At 48.2% G+C, this 19,969-nt stretch carries 15 protein-coding genes; 4 read left to right on the forward strand and 11 right to left on the reverse strand.

Annotated elements, in window-relative coordinates; translation table 11 throughout:
- Positions 1–236: 236 nt before the first annotated feature.
- Positions 237–1,187: an IS5 family transposase gene (locus tag ACJJIQ_RS03900; protein WP_445363762.1), complete on the reverse strand. Its 951-nt coding sequence runs from the start codon at positions 1,185–1,187 to the stop codon at positions 237–239.
- 1,011 nt (positions 1,188–2,198) lie between these two features.
- On the opposite strand from ACJJIQ_RS03900, the gene gnd reads away from it, so the two are divergent.
- Positions 2,199–3,719, forward strand: a complete 1,521-nt coding sequence (gene gnd / locus ACJJIQ_RS03905; protein ID WP_444914300.1) for an NADP-dependent phosphogluconate dehydrogenase — start codon at positions 2,199–2,201, stop codon at positions 3,717–3,719.
- A 60-nt stretch (positions 3,720–3,779) separates the two neighbouring features.
- On the opposite strand, the gene rdgC is transcribed toward gnd, so the two are convergent.
- From rdgC to ACJJIQ_RS03940, 7 genes are all read right to left on the reverse strand, one after another.
- Positions 3,780–4,772, reverse strand: coding sequence for a recombination-associated protein RdgC (gene rdgC / locus ACJJIQ_RS03910; RefSeq protein ID WP_445363763.1), 993 nt, complete (start codon positions 4,770–4,772; stop codon positions 3,780–3,782).
- Positions 4,773–4,959: 187 nt separating this feature from the next.
- Positions 4,960–6,084 carry an alkaline phosphatase family protein gene (locus ACJJIQ_RS03915; protein ID WP_445363764.1) on the reverse strand — a complete coding sequence of 375 codons (1,125 nt, stop codon included), beginning with the start codon at positions 6,082–6,084 and terminating at the stop codon, positions 4,960–4,962.
- A 172-nt stretch (positions 6,085–6,256) separates the two neighbouring features.
- Positions 6,257–8,614 carry a TonB-dependent receptor domain-containing protein gene (locus ACJJIQ_RS03920; RefSeq protein WP_445363765.1) on the reverse strand — a complete coding sequence of 786 codons (2,358 nt, stop codon included), beginning with the start codon at positions 8,612–8,614 and terminating at the stop codon, positions 6,257–6,259.
- Between the two features lie 284 nt (positions 8,615–8,898).
- Positions 8,899–9,237 carry a hypothetical protein gene (locus ACJJIQ_RS03925; protein WP_413662708.1) on the reverse strand — a complete coding sequence of 113 codons (339 nt, stop codon included), beginning with the start codon at positions 9,235–9,237 and terminating at the stop codon, positions 8,899–8,901.
- Between the two features lie 10 nt (positions 9,238–9,247).
- Complete coding sequence (locus ACJJIQ_RS03930; RefSeq protein ID WP_444917752.1) at positions 9,248–9,769, reverse strand: hypothetical protein; 522 nt, start codon at positions 9,767–9,769, stop codon at positions 9,248–9,250.
- Positions 9,770–9,859: 90 nt separating this feature from the next.
- The gene (locus tag ACJJIQ_RS03935; protein ID WP_445363766.1) at positions 9,860–10,954 is read right to left on the reverse strand and encodes an alpha/beta hydrolase family protein; all 1,095 of its coding nucleotides are present in this window, start codon (positions 10,952–10,954) and stop codon (positions 9,860–9,862) included.
- A gap of 434 nt (positions 10,955–11,388) precedes the next feature.
- The gene (locus ACJJIQ_RS03940) at positions 11,389–11,787 is read right to left on the reverse strand and encodes a VOC family protein (protein ID WP_445363767.1); all 399 of its coding nucleotides are present in this window, start codon (positions 11,785–11,787) and stop codon (positions 11,389–11,391) included.
- 407 nt (positions 11,788–12,194) lie between these two features.
- On the opposite strand from ACJJIQ_RS03940, the gene ACJJIQ_RS03945 reads away from it, so the two are divergent.
- From ACJJIQ_RS03945 to ACJJIQ_RS03955, 3 genes are read left to right on the forward strand one after another with little or no spacing between them, the layout of a single operon-like run.
- Entirely contained in the window at positions 12,195–13,229 is a 1,035-nt protein-coding gene (locus ACJJIQ_RS03945) for a bile salt hydrolase (RefSeq protein WP_444907726.1), read from the forward strand.
- 31 nt (positions 13,230–13,260) lie between these two features.
- Positions 13,261–14,133, forward strand: coding sequence for a GNAT family N-acetyltransferase (locus ACJJIQ_RS03950; protein WP_444925462.1), 873 nt, complete (start codon positions 13,261–13,263; stop codon positions 14,131–14,133).
- Positions 14,133–15,032, forward strand: a complete 900-nt coding sequence (locus tag ACJJIQ_RS03955; RefSeq protein ID WP_445363768.1) for a polysaccharide deacetylase family protein — start codon at positions 14,133–14,135, stop codon at positions 15,030–15,032. The genes ACJJIQ_RS03950 and ACJJIQ_RS03955 overlap by 1 nt, the downstream gene beginning before the upstream one ends.
- Here the strand turns inward: ACJJIQ_RS03955 and ACJJIQ_RS03960 are convergent.
- From ACJJIQ_RS03960 to ACJJIQ_RS03970, 3 genes are all read right to left on the reverse strand, one after another.
- Entirely contained in the window at positions 15,025–15,822 is a 798-nt protein-coding gene (locus tag ACJJIQ_RS03960; protein ID WP_444907729.1) for a class I SAM-dependent methyltransferase, read from the reverse strand. The genes ACJJIQ_RS03955 and ACJJIQ_RS03960 overlap by 8 nt on opposite strands.
- 170 nt (positions 15,823–15,992) lie before the next feature.
- Positions 15,993–17,465, reverse strand: a complete 1,473-nt coding sequence (locus tag ACJJIQ_RS03965; RefSeq protein ID WP_445363769.1) for an aminoacyl-histidine dipeptidase — start codon at positions 17,463–17,465, stop codon at positions 15,993–15,995.
- Positions 17,466–17,588: 123 nt separating this feature from the next.
- On the reverse strand, positions 17,589–19,556 hold the full coding sequence (locus tag ACJJIQ_RS03970; protein ID WP_445363770.1) for a VacB/RNase II family 3'-5' exoribonuclease: 1,968 nt from the start codon (positions 19,554–19,556) through the stop codon (positions 17,589–17,591).
- Positions 19,557–19,969 lie beyond the last annotated feature (413 nt).

A 19,969-nucleotide genomic window follows, 5' to 3' on the forward strand; every position in this document is an offset into this window, starting at 1 on the left:
GGGCTATTAATTAAGGCGGGATAGACTTAGAGGCTGTATTGGTGAAATGAGAGCTTGTTGAAATTACACTATTAATTTCCCTCTAGGGACCCTCTGATCAACGAAGCATTTTTCTAGAATTAAGCTAAACTGCTTGAAAAATTCACTTTATTACGCACAAATGTGTAATTTTCGCGTAATAGTCCCCTAATTTTTCATCTGAAACCCTCAGTAGGCGGGTTTCAGGCGAACCACCCCTAGGCAGCCAAGTATTTTCTCCCTATTAATAAGTTGGTAAAGCCTGCCAGTAAGCACAGCCTCTCAGTATTCTTTAGCAGTCCCCGATAGCGGACCTTGTCATAACCAAATACCCGTTTGATGTAGCGGAAGGGGTGCTCAACCTTCGCTCTTATCTGCGCCTTGATCTTTTCCGCTTTACGAAGTGCATCACGCCCTGGAAGAGTTTTTAGCTTGCTCGGCTTCATTGCTATATACCAATCCGCCTCCCGCTCTTTCAACTCTTCACGTTTCTCCGCACCAATGTACCCAGAGTCTCCCCAGATTCTTTTCTCCTCCCCGTGGAGAACTCGCTCTGTTGTTGTGACATCATGCGAATTCGCTGATGTTGTATCTATGCTATGTATTACTCCAAGCACATCATCAACCCCGATATGCATTTTCATTCCAAAATGCCACTGATTGCCTTTCTTTGTTTGATGCATTTCCGGATCACGTTCTTTCTTTTCATTCTTAGTTGAAGTTGGCGCAGAGATAATAGTGGCATCTACAATCGTGCCTTCACGCAGTACCATGCCATTCTCAGCAAGATGTTTGTTGATTTCATCAAAAAGAGCTGCACCTAGCTGATTGAGCTCCAGTAAGTGGCGAAAGTTAAGAATCGTTGTTTCATCGGGAATTGGGTTACTCAAAGTCAATCCAGCAAAACTACGCATGGATTCAATTTCATACAGTGCATCTTCCATAGCGGGATCACTGAGATTGTAAAATAGCTGCATGCAATGAATACGAAGCATGACACTCAATGGATATGGCTGTCGGCCACGTTTGCCTTGTGGGTAACAAGGAGTGATCTGAGCTTCTAGTCGCTGCCATGGAATGAGGGTTTCCATTTGAGAAAGAAACTTCTCTCGGCGAGTTATACGGCGCTTTAGCTTATATTCTGCTTCGGCAAAGGTGACTTGGTGCATAATTCATCGTAGTCTTGATGGGTAGGTGAATATTACCAAATTGACTCAGAATTATTCAGAGGTTCCCTAGCTGTCTGAACCTGTGCTGGGAGTTTTGGCGCTGTTGAAGGTAGTTTTTCCATTTGGCTGATTCAATGATCTTATGAGGTCTCCAGCATATTCACCGGCTGTCGTCTTAATAAGTCTATTTTTAATGAACATGGTATTGCTCATGCACTTATAGGATAAATCGTGAGGTTCCATCTTGCTGAAAAAATCAATTTATTTTCATCATTTACTTCTTGCTTTCAGTAAGGTTAAGAGCTTTTATTTTGCGCTTTGCTGTAGTGAAGCGAATGTTGAAATTCCAGTATCGAGGTATCGGCGATAAATCCTGGAAGGCCAAATAATGGATTGATTGTATTTTATGGTTTATTTTATTGTTGGCTTTCATTTGTTAGTAAGCTCAGTTAAGTAGGGTGTCCAAGGTCATCCCTCTCAGTCAAATTTCCAAAGAATATGGGTTTTACTTTATTAAATTTCAAATGCCTTGATTTTGTTAAAAATTCAATTTAATCGATAAAATGGATTTATAGGCAGATTAAGTAGTTGTGATGGAGGATTATGGGTTAGTAATGATAGTGCCACTTACGGTACATGGGGAAACCGGCTGCGTTATCGTTAGGAAACTCAGCCTCATCGGAAGCGATTTCCCCAATTAGCGTATTGGGCGGATATATTCTTGCTCTTACAGTTCGTTATCAGCTTTTCTTATAAAGCGTCATAGACTTGAAATAACTTATGGAGCTCTGGTGTCGGGGCAATTGAATTGCCGGTTGGCACCAAAAGATAAGATGCGCGAGGTCGGGAGTATTTGCCCATAGCGGACCACCTGCTATCGGCTTCTACACCTTGTAGGCTGTATTTGCTGCCCTCTGGGCAATTTTGTTTGGTTTTTGCTCTCCCTGCTCCAGATTCATATTGCTATACTCCGCGCCCTTGAAAGCCCCCTGTCTTTATATGGAGAACTTGATGTCTGATTCACAGTGCGATATTGGCTTTATCGGCGCCGGTGTGATGGGTAAGAACCTGATCCTGAACCTGGCCGACAATGGCTATAGGGTCTGTGCCTTTGATTTGGATCACAACCGGCTGAATGCGCTGCTGGAGCAGGACAAGAAAGAGCGTGGAGACCAGCCTGCGCGTGTTGAAGCCTGCAACTCTTACACAGAGCTGTTGGCGAAGGTTAAAGCCCCGCACTTGATTATTCTCTCGGTTCCGGCTGGAGCCCCCGTTGATGACGTATGCAGCAAGTTGCTCGATGCGGGCTTAAAGGCTGACGATATCGTTGTTGATACTGGTAACAGCCTGTGGACCGACTCTGTGGAGCGGGCTAAACGGTATGAAGGCAAATTGATCTTCTTCACCACCGCAGTATCCGGTGGCGAAGTGGGTGCTCGTTTTGGGCCATCCCTGATGCCCAGCGGCGACCGTTATGCCTGGAGTCGTATTGAGCCAGTTTGGCATGCTATTGCCGCCAAAGTGGATAAAGCCAGCGGCCAGCCGATTGAACGCTTTGAGCCTGGCAATCCGGTTCGCGAAGGTGAGCCCTGTGCGGCTTATATCGGCCCGATAGGCTCAGGCCACTATGTGAAGATGGTGCATAACGGTATTGAGTATGCCGATATGCAGATGATCTGTGAGGCCTACCATGTGATGCGCACGGCGCTGGGTATGGCCCCAGAGGAAATTGCAGAAGTATTCCGCGAGTGGAACCGAGGCCCGCTGAACAGCTATCTGATCAATATCAGTGCGGAAGTGCTCTCTACTTTGGACTCCGTGACAGAACAGCCGCTGGTAGACGTTATCCTCGACCGTGCAGGGCAAAAAGGTACTGGTCTGTGGACAGCCATGAGCAGCCTGGAAGTGGGCTGTCCGGCCCCGAGTATTGCCGAAGCGGTTTACGCCCGTTCATTATCTACCCGGAAGGTATTGCGTACCCGCGCAGCGAAGAAACTGCAAGGGCCTGAGTTGACACCAGTGGCTCCAGAGCAACGGGAAGAAGTGATTGCACAGCTGCACGACGCTCTCTACTGCGCAAAGATCTGTGTTTACGCTCAGGGCTTCGATTTGATGAAGCTGGCTGCGCGGGAGCAGGGATGGCAGTTGAACTTCTCTGAAATTGCCAGAATTTGGCGTGCAGGTTGCATCATTCGAGCAGTGTTCCTGCAATCTATCAGCGATGCTTACGATCGAGATTCCAAGCTTTCCAACTTGCTACTGGATGATTTCTTCACCCAGCAGATTGCCGATCACCAGGCCAACTGGCGCCAAGCGGTGGCGAGCGCCACTCTGAATGGTATTCCGGTGCCGGCCCTGTCATCGGCGCTCAATTACTACGATGCCTTCCGCACCGAGTCGCTGCCGGCGAACCTGCTACAAGGACAGCGTGATTTCTTTGGAGCCCATACCTTTGCGCGTGTGGACCAGCCTGAGCAGCGCAAGTACCACGTCCAGTGGACCGAACCTGGCCGCCCAATGGTTGAGATCTGATTGGTGGGGTAGGGGGCAGGTGATACGTGCCTTTCAGGTACGCATCACAATGTGAGTTCCCTAAAGAGCGACCTCTTCTACCTCTTTGGCCAGGGCCTCCGCCTCTTGGCGGCTGGCTTTGGCGACCAGTTCCTCAACGCTAGCCGACTCGGTGTTGACGCCACCGAAGGCGGAGAGCAAGTCTTTGGTCAGGGCTGAGATCTCCAGAGTCATCACCGCAAAATCTGCATCAAATCTCTGGGCTGCACTTTCTGCATCGGCACTATCGGCCTTCTCCAGAAGCTCGTCACTGAACTTGATACGCTTTAGGGACAACTGATCATCTACCAGGAATTCAACGCCCCCACGCCAGGTCAGCCCCAGTTTGTGCACTTGTAGTCCGGCCACCAAGTGATTGTGAATTTCCTCGGCACAAAGGTCCTGGTTTTTACAGCGGATAACACTGCCGCTGTCTTTGGGATCGCGCAACTCGCATTCGTGGCCAAAATCAAACTGATGCGGTGCTTCAGGGGCACTGAGCCAGTGGGTCATCGTTTGCTGTGGCAGGTTCTTAGCGGAGAGTGGTACCACGGCAAGGCTACTGATAGCCTCGCGGAGGTTCTCCAGCAGTTCCTCGGCGGCGGAGGCAGAAGAGGCGTCAACCACTACCCAACCATCCTGAGGTGCAATATAGGCGTATTGCAGACGGGAGCGAGCGAATGCCTTGGGGCGCATTTCAAGGAGAATCTCGTCTTTAAGGTTTTGCCGCTCCTTGCGACCAACCTGCCTGGCTTCTTTTTCAGAAATAGCTTGTGCCAGCTCTTCAACTTTCTCATTGACTACCGCAGCAGGAATCACTTTTTCTTGCTTCTTAGCACAGACCATTAGGTAGCCATTCGTTGCGTGCACCAACTGGCTGCCGTGGCGCCCTAGTGGAGGCACCCACCCATAGCGAGTGCTGTCCTGACTACCACAGGGAACAAATGCATGGGGCTCCAGCAATTCGTTCAATTTTTCAGCATCCAGGGAAAATTCTTTCGTCAAACGATAAATACGGAGGTTTTTAAACCACATACATCAGGCCATCTGTTTTCAGTTGCGGGTGCGGCCTGCATTATGCGGAAACCGGGGCGGGGCAGCTAGAGCCTGTTAACACTTAATTGATGGGTTCTTTAAGTTGTTATCAAGCTCCAGAATATTACTGGTCCAAGGCGGTGAAAATTTGTTCAGTCGAACTTGTCAGGCCTGGCTGAACAAAGGTTTATTTGAGAATACTGTCTATTGCTTTGCCACTATCCTGCGAGAACTCTTCTGACTTATGGCCGAGCAGTTGTAGTGCGGTTGCGGCTATCTGATCCTGAAAAATGGCTTCTCCCCTGGATACTTCTCCCAAGGCCTTAATGTCTGGGCCCAGTGCGGCAATCCAGATTTCATTGGAGCCGGGTATACCCGCTTTGTGGGGGTGGTCTTCTTTACCGAAGTATTGGGTCAGTGCAGGGCCACTGGCGTGGTGGGGCCAGGATTCAGCGGTGTTGCCACGCCCGTGGTCAACGGTAATGAGTAGGTTGGTATTGTCTCGGTATTGATCAAGAGATTGCAGTGTCTGCCAGAGTTTGGCGAGTATCATGTCGCTCCGATGTGCGGAGTGGAGATACTGGTGATATTCCTCATCGTGGGCAAAATCGTCAGTTTCACCCAGGGCAATATACATTACCTTGGGCTTTTTGCTAATTAAGTACTCTTTTGCAAATCCATAGGTAAATGCATCGGGCCGCACGTTTTCCCAGAAAACCGGCAGTTGCCCCTGCAAATCATTGAGAAACCCTGCTCTTTGGCTCAATTTTGGCCAATCGGCAGCTTCCAGCCCCGCGTTAATGTAAATACCACTGCGATCACGATTAAGTATCGAGGAGAATACCCCCCAGCTGCCGAATGCAGCGATTTGGCCTTTGTACTCAGATTTGCTGTTTAGCCACTCGAGAAAGGTAGTATTGGCATTGGGAGTTGGGTCGTTACTATGGATTTTGGGGTCGGCGGAGCCGGTTAAAATCTCATTGTAACCGGGATAGGAAAACCACCAGCTATTGGTAACTTGTGCTTTAGACCCCTTGTCGCGATTGCCAATTAAAACCCCTTCTTTAGCCACTGTTTGCCAGATAAAAGGCAATAATTTTTGACGTTTTTCGATGAGTGAATCGCCGTGAAAGTGATTGATAAGGTCTTGTTTATTTTCAGTGAACTCTGCGTGGTTGAGAAGTTCAGGGTCATAACCGGAGAACACTTCCTGCCAGCGCAAGCCGTCGATAGTAACTAATACGAGGTTGTCTGCGGCAAGGGATTGAGTAGAAAGAAACAGGGTCAGGATTGCTGTAGCCAATCTGTTCATTGAAAGAGCTCTTTGCTTATTTTTGGATTATTTATATTTGTCGCAAATAATCAAAATTATTTTTCGACTATATTTATTATTTATTGCACTTTATTTTTGAATCTACTGCTTGACTAAACATACGCACAATCGGCTAGCATTTCCAGCCGATTGTGTGGCTGCCAAAAAAATCTTAGAAATCAATAGTTGCAGAGAGTGAGGCTGTCCGTGGAGCACCTATCCAGGCACCGCCAGAAACGACAGTTCCTAAGTAATCCTCATCCAGTAAATTATTTATCACTAAATTCAGGTTGGCTCCCCGTAGTGCCGGGCTAAATTCTCCCAGATTCATGCCCAGGTAGGCATCGACAACTACATAGGAGTCAGCTGTCCAGCTATTGTCTAAGTCGACAAAGCGATCTCCGGTAAACTTACTGGAGATGCCACCGTAAAATATTTCAGAATTCCAATCCAGGCCAATCACATAGAGTTGATCAGCTATTCCGACTACGTCATTCCCTGGTGTTATTCCTTGAGTTTCATCTACTGCTGAGTTTCCTGAGCCAATATAGGTAGTGTCCAGCAGGGTATAGGATGTATAGAGATTTAGAGTTTCTGATAAATCGTAGTCCAGGAAAAGTTCCAGACCATCAGATTCGATTCCGCCGGCATTAAAATAGGTCCCATTGGTACCTATCAAATAGTTATTACCTGCGGAAGTATTGTTATCCAGGAAAATGATCCGGTTTTCAAAATCATTTTGAAAATAGGTGGCAGTTGCCGAGAAATTATCGGCGGTATAGCGAAGCCCTAGCTCTGTGGTCTCTGAGGTTTCCGGTTCGATATTGTCGAGATCTGAATCGGGCCGCTCTAATACGCTGTCTCCAATCGCCTTAAAGTTTTCAGCGTAGCCTGCGAACAGCTCTGCACCTTCCAGGGATGTTTCCCAAATCAAACCGGCGGAGAGCAGGATATCTGAATCAGAGTCAACACTTGCATCGGAAGACTCCTGAAACAGATCTTCCCTTTCAACATCGACAAAGAACTGCTTGGCGCCCAGTGTCAAAGTGAGAGTGTCGATGGTCAGGGAGTTCTGTAAATACCACTTTGTGCTGGTTGAGGGATAACTGCGGTCGTATTGCACCCAGTAGGGTGTTGAATTGAAACTGGCACCCTGAGTTGCATCAGTGATTTTGTGCCAATCGCGGTGTTCGTCACGGGTGGAGTCTTCATACCAGAGGCCGCCTCGCAGCTCATTGTCCAACCCGGCGATGGTGGTAGCGTATGTAAAGTCTAGAGTCAGTCCGGCACGCTCTTTCTCATAATGAGTGTGCCGATAAGACATCGAGGGTATGGCGCCCTCTGCATAGCAATCTGGATTGTAGGCCGGTCCTGAATCGCCATAGATATTGGTGACTGACGCTGTACATGTTTCATCATAAGTAAGGGCATTGCCATTGGCGTCAACAAAATAAATGATGCCCGACTGGCTACCGCCGTAGGCAGTTGAGCCGCCGAGGAACTCGGATTCGCCCTGTTCGTTGTCATCTGTAATATCAACCAGGTAAGGGGGCACCCAGTCCCCACGGCCTTCGTTGCTGTGGTAATAGAGTCCGGCCTGTAGATTGAATGAGTCTGTCAGGTCAAAATCGAACTGGGTGTAGGCTAGCAGGTTCTCGCGCAAGGTAGACCAGCCACGGCGATAGAGTTGATCGATATAGGGAATACCGGACCAGTTGCCGGTAAGGAAATCGTTTTCAGGGTACTCTTCAAATTGGGCGTTCGAATAGATTCGTTGATAATTATCTTCGTGGATATCATCGTAAGATAGGTAGGCCTTGATGGTACCAGCATCCAGGTTGGTCACTAGTTTTGCTGCAATGTGCTCTCGTTCATTCTCAGCGGTTTTAGTAATCCAGTCGGTCGCTTCCTGGTTAGAGTATGAGATCCAGGCTTTGCTGTTTCCGGCAAAAATACCAGTGTCATAGCGAAAATATACTCTCTGTGCATCAAATTCGCCTGCGGACAGTTCTACTCGACTGCGCTGTGTATCCAAAGGATCATCAGTGCGATAATCAATAGTGCCTCCCAAGGCTTCGTGGGAACGTGAAGCGATATCTGAAGTACCCTGTGATACTTCTACTGAACCGATATTACCCGGATCAACAAAGCGGTTTGCTTTTGAGCCTCCACCGTAATTCGAACCGCCATTGGGAATACCATCGATGGTAGTGCCAATTTGCTGTTCATCTAAGCTGTTAGTAAATCCGCGAATACTGATATTGGTTGACCAGTCGTCAAAGCCGTAAGTATCTCCTTCATTGACTGAGACACCGGGGAGGTTATCGATCAGTGCATTAACGCTGGTGATAGAGGACTGTTGCTTACGCATTGCCTCAGATACTTCGCTGCTGTTAAAAGTGCTACCGGAGCCCAGAACCATTACTTCTTCAATTTGTGCGTTGCTGAGGTCTTCAGCGGTTACGGGACTGGCATTCATTACTGTGGCCACTGAAATGGCGGCTGCCAGGCAGGTCTTTTTAGTATTCATCGGGATACCCCAGTTTGTAGTGATTCAGCAAGTTTTAACCAGCCTGGTTAGCGGCTTGGGTTATTTGCGCGCGTACATTGACGCGTCTTGATGAATAATTCTTTACAGGGGGGTTAAACTCTTTTTACCCGTTGATGAATGCTCAATAAATCCTGAGAGCCAGAAACATGAGCTGATTCAGACTGACTAAATAGTGTCCTTAGTAGTGGGGGTGATCCGGTGAGTAATCTTGATTGAGTGTAGAGGGGGAGGGCTGAGTTACCCCAGCCCAATTTAAATAGAAATCAGATAGCAGCTTTCAAAGAAATGCCGGTGCAAGCTTCAATTGTTCCCCAGAGAACTCCCAAAACTGCATTCCAGACTTTCTCAATGGTGACTAACAGGAGTCCACGTAAAGTATTGGCGAAGTTCTTGGCCATATCCTCCAGGGAGTCGAGAAAGTAATCTTGCAGATCGCCAGATATTTCATCAGATGCAATTGCTTTAGCAATCATTTTTGTTTGCTGGGCCATTGCGGATAACTGGCGCTCGGAAAATCCCCTGAGTTCAGAAATATCACTGTTAATTACCGCAGAAGCTGCCCCTTTGATATCGGCAACGAGTTGGTTAACGTCAATAGACATAGTAATTTCCTCAGCGATTCAGAAAAGACTCATAAGTGAGTGCTTGGTCCATGGAAACAACAATTTCATTTTTGAATAGAGAAACAGCGGTTGCGTTTAGGCCCTTATCTTCATCTACCGTGCGCATCATGTTCAAACTCTCTGAAATTTTCTCCAATGACGCAACACTGGGGGGTTCCCGCTCAAAGCTAATATTCCTGCCAGAGGATTCCAAATAGTTGTTAATCTTTTTGAGTAGTTTACTTTCAGGCGCAGGGCGGGTTTTCGATTGCATTGCCAGCGCATCTACTTTGCCGATCAATGCATGGTATCTCTCATCTCTTTTTGAGTAAGAATCTTTGTTGGTTCCACTGGAAACTGAAGAGAAAAATTCCATTATCTCTACATTGACAGTGGTTAAATCGGAGTATAGCGCGGCATCATAGCGCGGCGCCATTTGTGAGCATCCGCTAACTAGAATGGTAAGAAAGGCTAAAACTGCAAAGATTGCTATTGGTTGCCTTATCATGATCGCTCCCTCTTTAATTTTCATTTTAATAGTCCTGCTCGGCCCTCTCCAGTCGCCGGAAGGGGGCTGAGGTATAGATACATTTATTTCTGATTTGGTCGTCTGGGTACCCCTTTATACCGGTTCCAAAATCTCGTGCGAGGTTGGCGAAATACTGGGATCATTTTGCTTTTCAAAGTAAGTCAGCAGTAAGCGAACAGCCTCCTGATTATCGAAATATCGGGAGTGAACTCGAGCTGCCAATTTGTCCGGAAAAGTACCGTAAGACCCGATAATTCGCTCATAACAGTGGTGGCGTGCTGGGACCGCAGAACCACTGGCAAACCAGTCTGAGTGAGACTTGATATCAATCCACTCGATTAGATCTTTTCTTTGTGACAGTTGCTCTACTTCATTCTGCAGCCAAGGAGCTTGCTTGCCCAGAACTTCGATTAGGGACCCCATTGTTAGGATACGGATTGGTTTACCGATTTGCGGAAGATCGGCAAAAAGGTCTACAGTAACAACACTGCCAAAACTATGTCCGACAATAGTTACGGAATCGTAGTCGTATAGTTTAATACTGCTTTCGAGCTGTTCCCTGACTCGTCGGATAATCTCAAAGCGGACTGCAGGCTTGCCCTTGGCCGCCGGCTCATTGGTGAGATAGCGCTTACAAAAGTCAGAAATATCTACTAGTAAGGCAACCGGCATAACGGCAACAATGGCAGTAGCAATCAGCCAGATCCGCCAGCCCCCTATATACTCAACACCTTGCTTGAGCTGTTGTACTGCGGGATAAAACGGGCTGTCACTGGTGGGCTCAACAGCTTCGACAAACAAAATGATGGTACCAATGTACCAAACAATAAAGGCTAATGCTGAAAGCGTTAAACCAAATGTCAGGTACTTTCGTTTAAGCACCCCTTTCCAAATATGGAGGTTGGCCAGCCAGAACCAGATTAGGGAGAAGCCTCGGGCTAAGCGGACTTTCAGGCTCTGCTGGGTAATGCTAGGAACCAAGTCGTTCCAGTAAGCTTCAACCAGATCAAGCTCCTGTTTATCGTTGACCCTCAGGCGGTTGATGCCGGCAGGGACGGTAGGATCAGAAATCTGAGTGAGAGGCATACGCTCACTGGCTGCGATCATTCCCTCGGTGAACTCTGACAGTTGGGCGGTGCTGGTGACTCGTGTCAGTCCGGGCACCAGCATAATTAAGCTTCTTCTCATTGTTATTCCAATTGGCTCTATTCTGGAGATATAACCTTCTGCTAAGGTTTGCTCCGGCCTTTGTTTTTTCTGTGTGAAAATCGTGTCAGTAAGTGAGTATTTCCATATATAAGTACGCTAGCCAGTAGCTAGCTGCGGTGTATCTCAGCGGTGAAATTTTGTGCGATGGCCAGCTCTATACTAACCGAAGGACATTGGATATAGGTGCATGTCAACTGAGTGTTACTCGATTTATATGTGATACAAAACGAGATGTAAATATAGAAAAGAAAAAGATTTATTGATTGGGGGAGCAAAAGCCGCTTCGTGGTTCTTTTCTTAAATTATTTGTCGGAAGTTATTTCATCGCGGTTAAGGGGGAGACTAGCGAAGATGAAGAACTGTCGCTGCTTACACCGCACTCTGTGGAGGAATCAGAAGCGACAGGTTAAAATTTACTCTACGGTTTCTTTTTGTAGTTCAACTAAAATAAATTCGTTGCCGTAGAGATCTTCAAAGTGGGCAAACTCTGCCCCCCCTTCAGAAGTGGGTGGCTTGCTGAAGTGAACGCCATTTTTTGCAAGTTTTTTATACTCTCTATCAAAATTATCTGTATAAATAACGGCACAAGGCTGCCCTGCAGTTTGTGCTCCCACTTTCTTTTGCTGGCTTTCAGAAGTTGACTGAAGTAACCATATACCCATATCTTTTTGTGCCGGAAGTCGAATATGAACAAATCGATGCGGTGCTGCTTGAGTGTCAATAAATACTTCAAACCCCAATTTGTCACGATAAAAGGCAATAGCTTCTTCATAGTTGTTGACTAGGATTACCAGTCTGCCAATTGAGTTCATTAGGGGCTCCGTGATTGGCCTTATTGCTACTTCGATAAGAGGGATCATTTCTTTCTGGTTAATAGGTGTACAATTTTTTCAAATAGTTTTTATTTGAGTAGCCTATACCAAAATGAATGCTTTTAGCGTGAAGCTGATAAGCTGTAAAAGTTTACTGAAGTTACAAGATATTTGAACTGTACATGTCGAAAGCGGTGTCAGTTTCTGGACCTTTACGCCAAGGTTGGCAAGTATTGGAATGAAAGACAGTCTCACCATTGTTGGCCATCTATGATGGAAGCCGGACTTTCTATTGTTTATAGCCGATTATAGTGACTGTAAACGATCAGTATATTAATTAATGATTTCGAGGGATGGTTGGCAAAGTGAAAAGGATTTCATGTTTTTCTAAAGCTATAAACTCCGTTATGGTTTTTGTTGTTGTAGTGCTGTGCCTACTCGAGCCCAGGTCTTCGATTGCTTGTACCCGAATACTCTATGAAACTGGTGATAAGACCTATATTACTGCCCGTAGCATGGACTGGAGTGATACCGATGCAGCTATGGCATTTTGGGTTTTCCCTCAGGGGATGGAGCGCAATGGTGGCTTGGGCCCAAAATCTATTACTTGGACATCGAAGTTTGGCTCAATTGTTATCAGTATTTACGATGCGGCTACAACTGATGGGCTCAATGAAAAGGGCCTCGTAGGCAACCTTTTATACTTGGCTGAGGCAGATTATGGGAGTGCTGCCGATAGGGATAAGCCGACTATCTCTGTTGGGGCCTGGTTGCAATACATCCTGGATAACTACGCAACGGTTGATGCTGCGGTAAAGGGGTTAAAGAGTGACCCATTCACTGTGGTTGGCGCAGATCTTCCCAATGGGAGACCGGCAAGTACACATATTGCAATTTCAGACCCCAGTGGTGATTCCGCTATTTTTGAATATCTTGATGGTGTGCTAAAGATCCATCACGGTAAGCAGTTTACGGTAATGACTAATTCTCCTCCTTATGATCAGCAACTGGCAATCAATTCCTATTGGAATTCAATTGGAGGCCAAAACTTTCTACCGGGTACAATTAGTGCGGCGGACAGATTTGTACGGGCGAGTTATGCTTTAAAAACATCACCAGAATATAAAAAGTATCGCGATGCATTAGCATCCGCATTCTCCCAAATTCGTGCTGTCAGCGTGCCGCTGGGAATGGATGATCCAGATAAACCCAATATAGCCTCAACATTGTGGCGGTCGGTTATTGATCAAAAAAGTAGCCGCTACTATTTCGACTCTGTTATTAATCCATCAGTAATTTGGCTGGATATGGATAGTGTTTCTATTGAGCCGGGATCTAAAGTAATGACAATGAAATTAGATACTCCAATGGATACTGGTGGGGAAGTGGCATCTAAGTTGAGTCCTTCAGAACCCTTTAAGTTCCTCGCTCCAGGTAGCTGAATAAATACGATAACGAGAAGAGTCTAAGTCAATGCATGAATCATTTACTGTTCGGGAGATGACACGTAAAGAAGTGGATTTACTGGTTGACTGGGCTGCACTTGAAGGCTGGAATCCGGGGTTGCACGATGCAGAAATTTTCTGGAAAACAGATCCAGAAGCTTACATTGCGGCGGAAGTTCGGGGTGACTTGATCGGAGGAGGGGCAATTACTGCGTACGGTGATGATTTCGGTTTTATGGGATTCTTTATCGTTAGGCCTGAATTCAGAGGTCATGGGTTTGGTAACAGGCTTTGGTATATCCGACGGGACCGCTTAAAAACCCGGTTGAGGCCTGATGCAAGCATCGGTATGGATGGGGTATTTGCGATGCAGGATTACTATGCCCGCGGCGGTTTTAACTTCTCCCATCGGAATCTCCGTTATCGAGTCGAACTTTCTGCTTTTGAGGGTGTGAGTGCTCAATGCCCTGATGAAATTATCCCGCTTAGTGAAGTTTCTTTGGATCAAATAATTGCTTACGACAGGACCTGCTTTCCCGCAAGTAGACGGGTATTTCTGAAAGCATGGATTTCCCAGCCAGAGGCTCTGAGTTTGGGCTATGTCCAATTTGGAAGTCTTTGTGGCTATGGTGTAATCAGGCGTTGCCGCAATGGATGTAAAGTCGGTCCTCTGTTTGCAAATAGCTATAAAGTGGCAGATACGTTGCTGAAGCGATTGGTCTCATTTGCAGATGATGGACCTATCTTTCTGGATGTGCCGGAAAATAATCCTGCGGCTATGTCGCTGGCCAAGCACTATGGAATGGAGGAGGTTTTTGGCTGCGCAAGAATGTACCTGGGACCAATGCCGGATATTGCGCGGGATCGAATTTTTGGTGTAACGACATTTGAGCTGGGTTGATGCACAAGAGAAATCTGGAGGGTTACGCTGGGCGCCCGCCTCATCCCCGCTGGCCTGATCAGGCCCGCATTGCAATTCAGTTTGTCTTGAATTTAGAGGAGGGGTCAGAATCCACCACGCTAAACGGCGATACCCAATCTGAATCTTACCTGCATGAAATTCCTGGCAGGCCTGCACGGGTTGGAGGGCGGGACTTCAGTGTAGAGAGTATGTATGAGTATGGTTCAAGGGCTGGTGTCTGGCGGCTTCTCGATATCTTTAAGACTTACAACGTACCTTTAACAGTTTTTGCTACCGGTCAGGCGTTAGAGCTTAATCCGAATTTAGCGCTGGCCCTGATTGAAATGGGACATGAGATTGCTGGCCATGGATACCGGTGGATTGATTATAAAGATACTCCTAAGAGTCGGGAGAAACACGATATTCAGCTCACTGTTAAGATAATCAAACAATTAACGGCTAGGCCTCCGTTTGGGTGGTATACAGGTCGGGTAAGCTCCCATACCAGGTCGTTGGTACGGGAAATTGATGGATTACTGTATACGTCAGATTCCTACAGTGACGATTTACCATTTTGGGAACAGAAATCAGATTCATTGTTGGTGATTCCCTACACATTGGTGAATAACGATATTCAGTACCTGCTGCCCAGTGGGTGCACGACTGCCGATGATTTCTTTTTATTGCTAAAAGGTGCTTTCGATCAGCTTTGGCGGGAAGGGAGCGTGAGTCCTAAGTTGATGAGTGTTGGACTACATGGGCGAGTCAGCGGCCACCCTGCCAGGGCTGCTGGAGTTTATCGTTTCTTGAAATATATCCAGGGATTCGAACCCATTTGGCTTTGTCGCCGCAACGAGGTAGCGCAACATTGGATCTCTAATTTCTCTACCGCTAGGTAACTTGGGCGGTAGCTTTCCAAAGCGTTTGTGTGTGGAAAGTGTATGCGGTAACTATACCGGCCTCTTGTTGTGCAGATTTCCATTCTTCAGGGGTGATTTTGCTCTGTGCAATTAACTCTGCGGATACAGGCTCTATAAGTCCAATGATATTTTCCAGTAAGTTTTTACACCTAATCCCGTCACTTTTTCCATTGGCATTGATCACATGGGGTGAAACTACAACTTCGCTGATCTTTAGGGAGGATAGTACTGGAAAAAGATTAACGGCTATTTCAGGAGAACCGCGCCCATTGCCGTAGGCCAGCGTATTACGTGCACGGAAGCATTTCATTAGGTTGAACTTGTCGGGGCCAGTGTAATAGGTTGCGTCGTAAGGCTCGTGAATAATAAGTCTGCCACCGGGGCGTACAACGCGAATCATTTCTTGCAGCATGGTTTTTGGGTTTGGAAGATGTATCAAAACCAAGCGTGCAAAAGCTGCATCTACCGATGAATCTGCTAACCCTGATTTTTCTGCATTACAGAGCTTAAATTCTGTGTTGCAAAGCCCCAACATTTGGGCTGTTTGCTCGGCTTTGTTTAACTGGGCAGGCTGGATATCGAGGCCAATATAACTACCAGCGGATACCTCTTGCGCAATCCAGAGATTGGCGCCTGCACCACAACCAAACTCTGCTACTTGATAGTTTGAAGGAAAATGTATGTCTTCTGTATCCCCGTAGATTTTCCTCTGTAACAGCAGGCGTTTCTGCTCTGAGGCTTTTGCACCAAGTGAATAACTCTCCTTCATTTTCCCGGGGCACCTGTGGAGTTAAGAAATATTAAAATAGCCCAGTGGCTCTCTAACAATAGCTAGAAAGCAGTTTTTAGTGTGGTTGATGCGTTGGGTGTAGTAATTGGAGGGCGGTGTGGAAAGGCAAGGTGTCGGGCCTCGGGGTAACCCGAGGCCCGATTGGGCAATTAGTCGCGAGTGGGAATTGCCTGGACCACTTTAATAAAGTAATCCCAGAAATTGGCGACACTCTGGATATGTACCTTCTCTTCAGGAGAGTGAGCGCGGCGAATGGTTGGGCCAAAGGAAACCATATCCCAGTTGGGGTAGGGTTTGGCCAGCAATCCGCATTCCAGGCCGGCGTGAATGACTTTTACTTCAGCTTCCTCGCCAGTCATATCTTTATAGACATCCTTCATCATCGCCAGCAGCGGCGAATCGGGATTTGGTGTCCAGCCAGGGTAGTCGTTGTCCAGTGTTGTTTCTGCACCTGCCAGCTGGAAGGTGGCGGCGACATTGAGGCCGTGTTGGTCGCGGGCAGTGTCAGAGAGGCTGCGTACAAGACATTGGATTTTTACTCGATGCTCACCGTTTTCCTCCATTGTTACAACACGGGCCAGATTGTTGGATGATTCAGCAATGCCTTCGAGAGCAGTGCTCATTCGCTCAACACCATTGGGGCAGCAGCGGATTGCGCGAATAAGGGTCAATTGGCTATCTGCGTCCAGGGTGTTGGCTGGAGTTTCGGTAGCTTCCAGGGTGATGTCCAGTGCCGCTTCATTGTCCAGTTCACGGGCAATTTGAGCGCTTTCGCTTTTTACAGTTTCCTGTACTTTATCGACCGCTACTGAAGGCACGACCAGGGTTGTGAAGGATTCGCGGGGAATCGCATTGCGCAGGCTACCGCCATCCAGGCTGGCAATACGCAGCTCAGGGACCTGGGTTAGAACGGCGTGGATAATGCGGTTTGCGATCTTGTTGGCATTGCCTCGGCCTTTGTCGATATCCAAGCCAGAATGCCCGCCACGGAGGCCGCGAACAGAGAGTTTTACTGCTTCGGCACCGGGCAGGATCGCTTCTGGCGTATAGGGCAGGCTGACATTGACGTCGACACCGCCGGCACAGCCGATATACAGCTCACCTTCATCTTCAGTATCCAGGTTTAGGAGCAGGTCAGCTTCAAAGTAGCCAGGCTTAAGATTCTTGGCGCCGGTCATGCCCGCTTCTTCATCGATTGTCAGCAGGGCTTCCAAGGCGGGGTGGGGAATATCAGTAGATTCCATCAGGGCCAGGATTGCGGCAACGCCAATACCATTGTCTGCGCCGAGTGTGGTGCCTTCCGCAGTTACCCAGTCTCCATCCACGTAGGGTTTGATTGAGTCGGTGAGAAAGTCGTGCTCAGTGTCGGCATTCTTCTGCGGCACCATATCCACATGGCTCTGCAGGGCCAGTGTCTTGCGGTTTTCCATACCTGGAGTGGCCGGCTTCTTGATAACAATATTGCCGATTTCATCCAGCTGAACGCCTAGGCCGCGTGCTTTAGCGAAGTTAACGATATGCTCCACTACGCGGTCTTCATGCTTGGATGGGCGTGGAATTTCACAGAGCTTGGAAAAGTGTGCCCACAGTGGAGTTGGGTTCAATTCAGCAATATTGCTCATGAGTGGCCTCGATTTATTCTATTGGTGCCGGAGCTATAAGTTAGCTGGCCGATCAAAGGTGGTGGGCTTTGGCCCCGGCAGGAAAGCCCGGCGAGCGCCGGGCTTGGGTAAATGTGCAGGAGTTTATTTTTGAGCCGCGTCGGCAGCCTCAGTTTTTTCAGCGTTCAGTTCAAAGGCGATGCGTCGTTTGTCTACATCGACAGACGCTACTTTAACTGAAACTTCCTGTTCTAGGTGGAAGCGTTTTTCATTGTGCGTAAGAACCAGGTGCTTGCCATCGAAGGTGGGCAGATTCTTCTTATCGCCATTCATGCGCACAAAGCCGTCAATACCAAAGTCGTCGAGTCGCACGCCGATGCCTGCGCCGTTTACCAGGGTAATTTTCCCTGTAAATTCCTGGCCAACTTTCTTCTCGATAAATTGAGCGTAGAGCCATTGCTCCAGGGCTCGGTTGGCCTGGCGACCGCGAATCAGGCTTTCCTGCAGGGATTCGATTTTATCATCGGCCAGGGTGGAGGCTTTCTCTCCCTGCGCAGCAGCGCGCAGAACGCGGTGGTTGTGCAGGTCGTTGTACTTGCGAATTGGAGAGGTGACGGTGGCGTAGGCCTCGAGGCCTAGTCCCAGGTGAGCCCCTACCTTGTTATCGAGCTGGCCCGGGCGCAGCATACGCTTGAGCACGGCGAGCAGGTTGTTCATCTGCGGCTCTTCATGGTTTTCCAGGTGCTTAACCAGTGCAAGGTAATGCTCCAGTTGCCCCAGATCGGCCTCTGCATGCTCAGGCAGCAGCTCTTTCAGCAGGCTGCGAACTTCTCCCATGCGCTCTTCACGGAAGCCCAAGTGAACAGAGAAGCAGCCCTGCTCAATCTCGGCGAGTTTGCCACCCATGCTGATATTGGTAGCGAGCATGGCTTCCTCGACCATTCGCTGAGCGATATTGCGTTCCTGCTTTTCGATACGCTCGATCTTGCGCTGATCGTTCAAGCGGATTTCATAGTCCGGGCGATCTTCCATTGCCAGTGAGTGGCTGGCACGGTATGCGGCGCGCGCTTCGTAGATCGCCGCCAAATTACGCAGACTGTCCTGTTGCTCCTGGGGCACGGCGGAGTCGTCACCCTCAATAAAGCGGCTGACTTGTTCATAGCTCAGTTTGTGCTGGGAGCGAATAGCGGCAAATTCATAGCGGCTACTGCCAATGGTGCCATCGCTATCGATATCGATATGGATCACCAGGGCGGGGCGCAGCTCGCCGGGAACCAGGGAGAACAGGTTCTCACACAGGTTGCGTGGCAGCATAGGTAGGGTTTCGCCTGGTAAATACTGGCTGTGGGCCCGATTAAACGCCTCTTTATCCAGGGGGCTGTTCTCATCAATTAGCGACGATGGGTCTGCAATAGCAATGTGCAGGGTCCAGCCCCCGTCACGGCTGCTTACGGCCAGAGCGTCGTCCATATCGCGAGTGGTTTCTGCATCGATAGTTGCGAAGCCCTGCTCGGAAAGTTCGGTGCGCTCACCGGTAACTGTTGTCAGTTTCTCCGCAATTGTGTCCGCCTGCCTTTGTGCAGCGGCACCAAATTGCTCAGGCAGCTTGAATTGGGCGACAACATAGGCGTGTTCGATACCGGGCATATCGGGCTTGCCGATAACGGTTTCCACCTTGGCCTGGGCTCTGCCGTCTTTAAATGGATGGCGGTTTACTTTGCAGGCAATAAACTCTCCCGGCTGGGCCTTGCCGCGAGCCTTGGGAGGGAGAAAAATCCAGCGGGACAGGCCATTTTGCGTGGGCTGGATAAAGTGGCCCTGGCCGCGCTGTACATACTGGCCAACAAGGTAGTCGAGCTGGCTGTCGATCAATGCATCGAGCTCTGCCGCGAGTTTACCCTTGTTCTCTTCGGAGAGACTTACTCGAACCCGGTCACCGGGAAATACACGCTCCATTTCATTGGGAGGTAGGAAGGCTTCCCTCCCGTCATCCAACTCAACGAAGCCAAACTTGCCGTTACTGCCGCGAACCCGGCCTTCGGCAAACTCCTTACTGGAGCGAATATCTGTTTTCAGTTGCGAAAGTTGTTTTAGAGCGTCGGCATTCAGCATCGAGTTTATCTCTATGGGTCGATTTGGGCGCGGATTCTACCAGACCATGCGCAGAGGATGTAACGCGCTTAGGCGGTGGAAATGATCTTAGTTGTCAGTGTTGTGAGGTTTTCAAAAATTTTTGAAAAAATAGACATGTTAAGGAAGGCTTCAAAAGGTGGTTCTTTGCCAGAAGATTTATACAGGAATCGTGTTCTCTTGAGGGGCAGTTATAGGAAATTTATGCGAGAGCCGCCAGCGGTAGGAGAGGGTCCGGTATTCAATACCAATTGATGGAGAAATAAGAGCGTAGAGCTAGCCGCCTGGATTAATGACTGGGCGGCCCAAGTTATTCCGGGGTGAATACCCATCCTAAAACTGTGCTTCTAGTGTGATGCTTTAGCTATTGCAAGGCTCATGTGTGCAAAATATGC

The organism is Microbulbifer maximicatervae (SeqCode) (assembly GCF_052468295.1).

Coding starts and splice junctions, on each gene's coding strand:
- ACJJIQ_RS03915 (WP_445363764.1), bottom strand. CDS start 6,084: ATGAACAGATTGGCTACAGCAATCCTGACCCTGTTTCTTTCTACTCAA.
- ACJJIQ_RS03965 (WP_445363769.1), bottom strand. CDS start 17,465: ATGAGCAATATTGCTGAATTGAACCCAACTCCACTGTGGGCACACTTT.
- ACJJIQ_RS03960 (WP_444907729.1), bottom strand. CDS start 15,822: ATGAAGGAGAGTTATTCACTTGGTGCAAAAGCCTCAGAGCAGAAACGC.
- ACJJIQ_RS03925 (WP_413662708.1), bottom strand. CDS start 9,237: ATGTCTATTGACGTTAACCAACTCGTTGCCGATATCAAAGGGGCAGCT.
- ACJJIQ_RS03940 (WP_445363767.1), bottom strand. CDS start 11,787: ATGAACTCAATTGGCAGACTGGTAATCCTAGTCAACAACTATGAAGAA.
- ACJJIQ_RS03945 (WP_444907726.1), top strand. CDS start 12,195: ATGGTTTTTGTTGTTGTAGTGCTGTGCCTACTCGAGCCCAGGTCTTCG.
- ACJJIQ_RS03950 (WP_444925462.1), top strand. CDS start 13,261: ATGCATGAATCATTTACTGTTCGGGAGATGACACGTAAAGAAGTGGAT.
- ACJJIQ_RS03935 (WP_445363766.1), bottom strand. CDS start 10,954: ATGAGAAGAAGCTTAATTATGCTGGTGCCCGGACTGACACGAGTCACC.
- ACJJIQ_RS03900 (WP_445363762.1), bottom strand. CDS start 1,187: ATGCACCAAGTCACCTTTGCCGAAGCAGAATATAAGCTAAAGCGCCGT.
- ACJJIQ_RS03955 (WP_445363768.1), top strand. CDS start 14,133: ATGCACAAGAGAAATCTGGAGGGTTACGCTGGGCGCCCGCCTCATCCC.
- ACJJIQ_RS03920 (WP_445363765.1), bottom strand. CDS start 8,614: ATGAATACTAAAAAGACCTGCCTGGCAGCCGCCATTTCAGTGGCCACA.
- ACJJIQ_RS03930 (WP_444917752.1), bottom strand. CDS start 9,769: ATGAAAATTAAAGAGGGAGCGATCATGATAAGGCAACCAATAGCAATC.
- gnd (WP_444914300.1), top strand. CDS start 2,199: ATGTCTGATTCACAGTGCGATATTGGCTTTATCGGCGCCGGTGTGATG.
- rdgC (WP_445363763.1), bottom strand. CDS start 4,772: ATGTGGTTTAAAAACCTCCGTATTTATCGTTTGACGAAAGAATTTTCC.
- ACJJIQ_RS03970 (WP_445363770.1), bottom strand. CDS start 19,556: ATGCTGAATGCCGACGCTCTAAAACAACTTTCGCAACTGAAAACAGAT.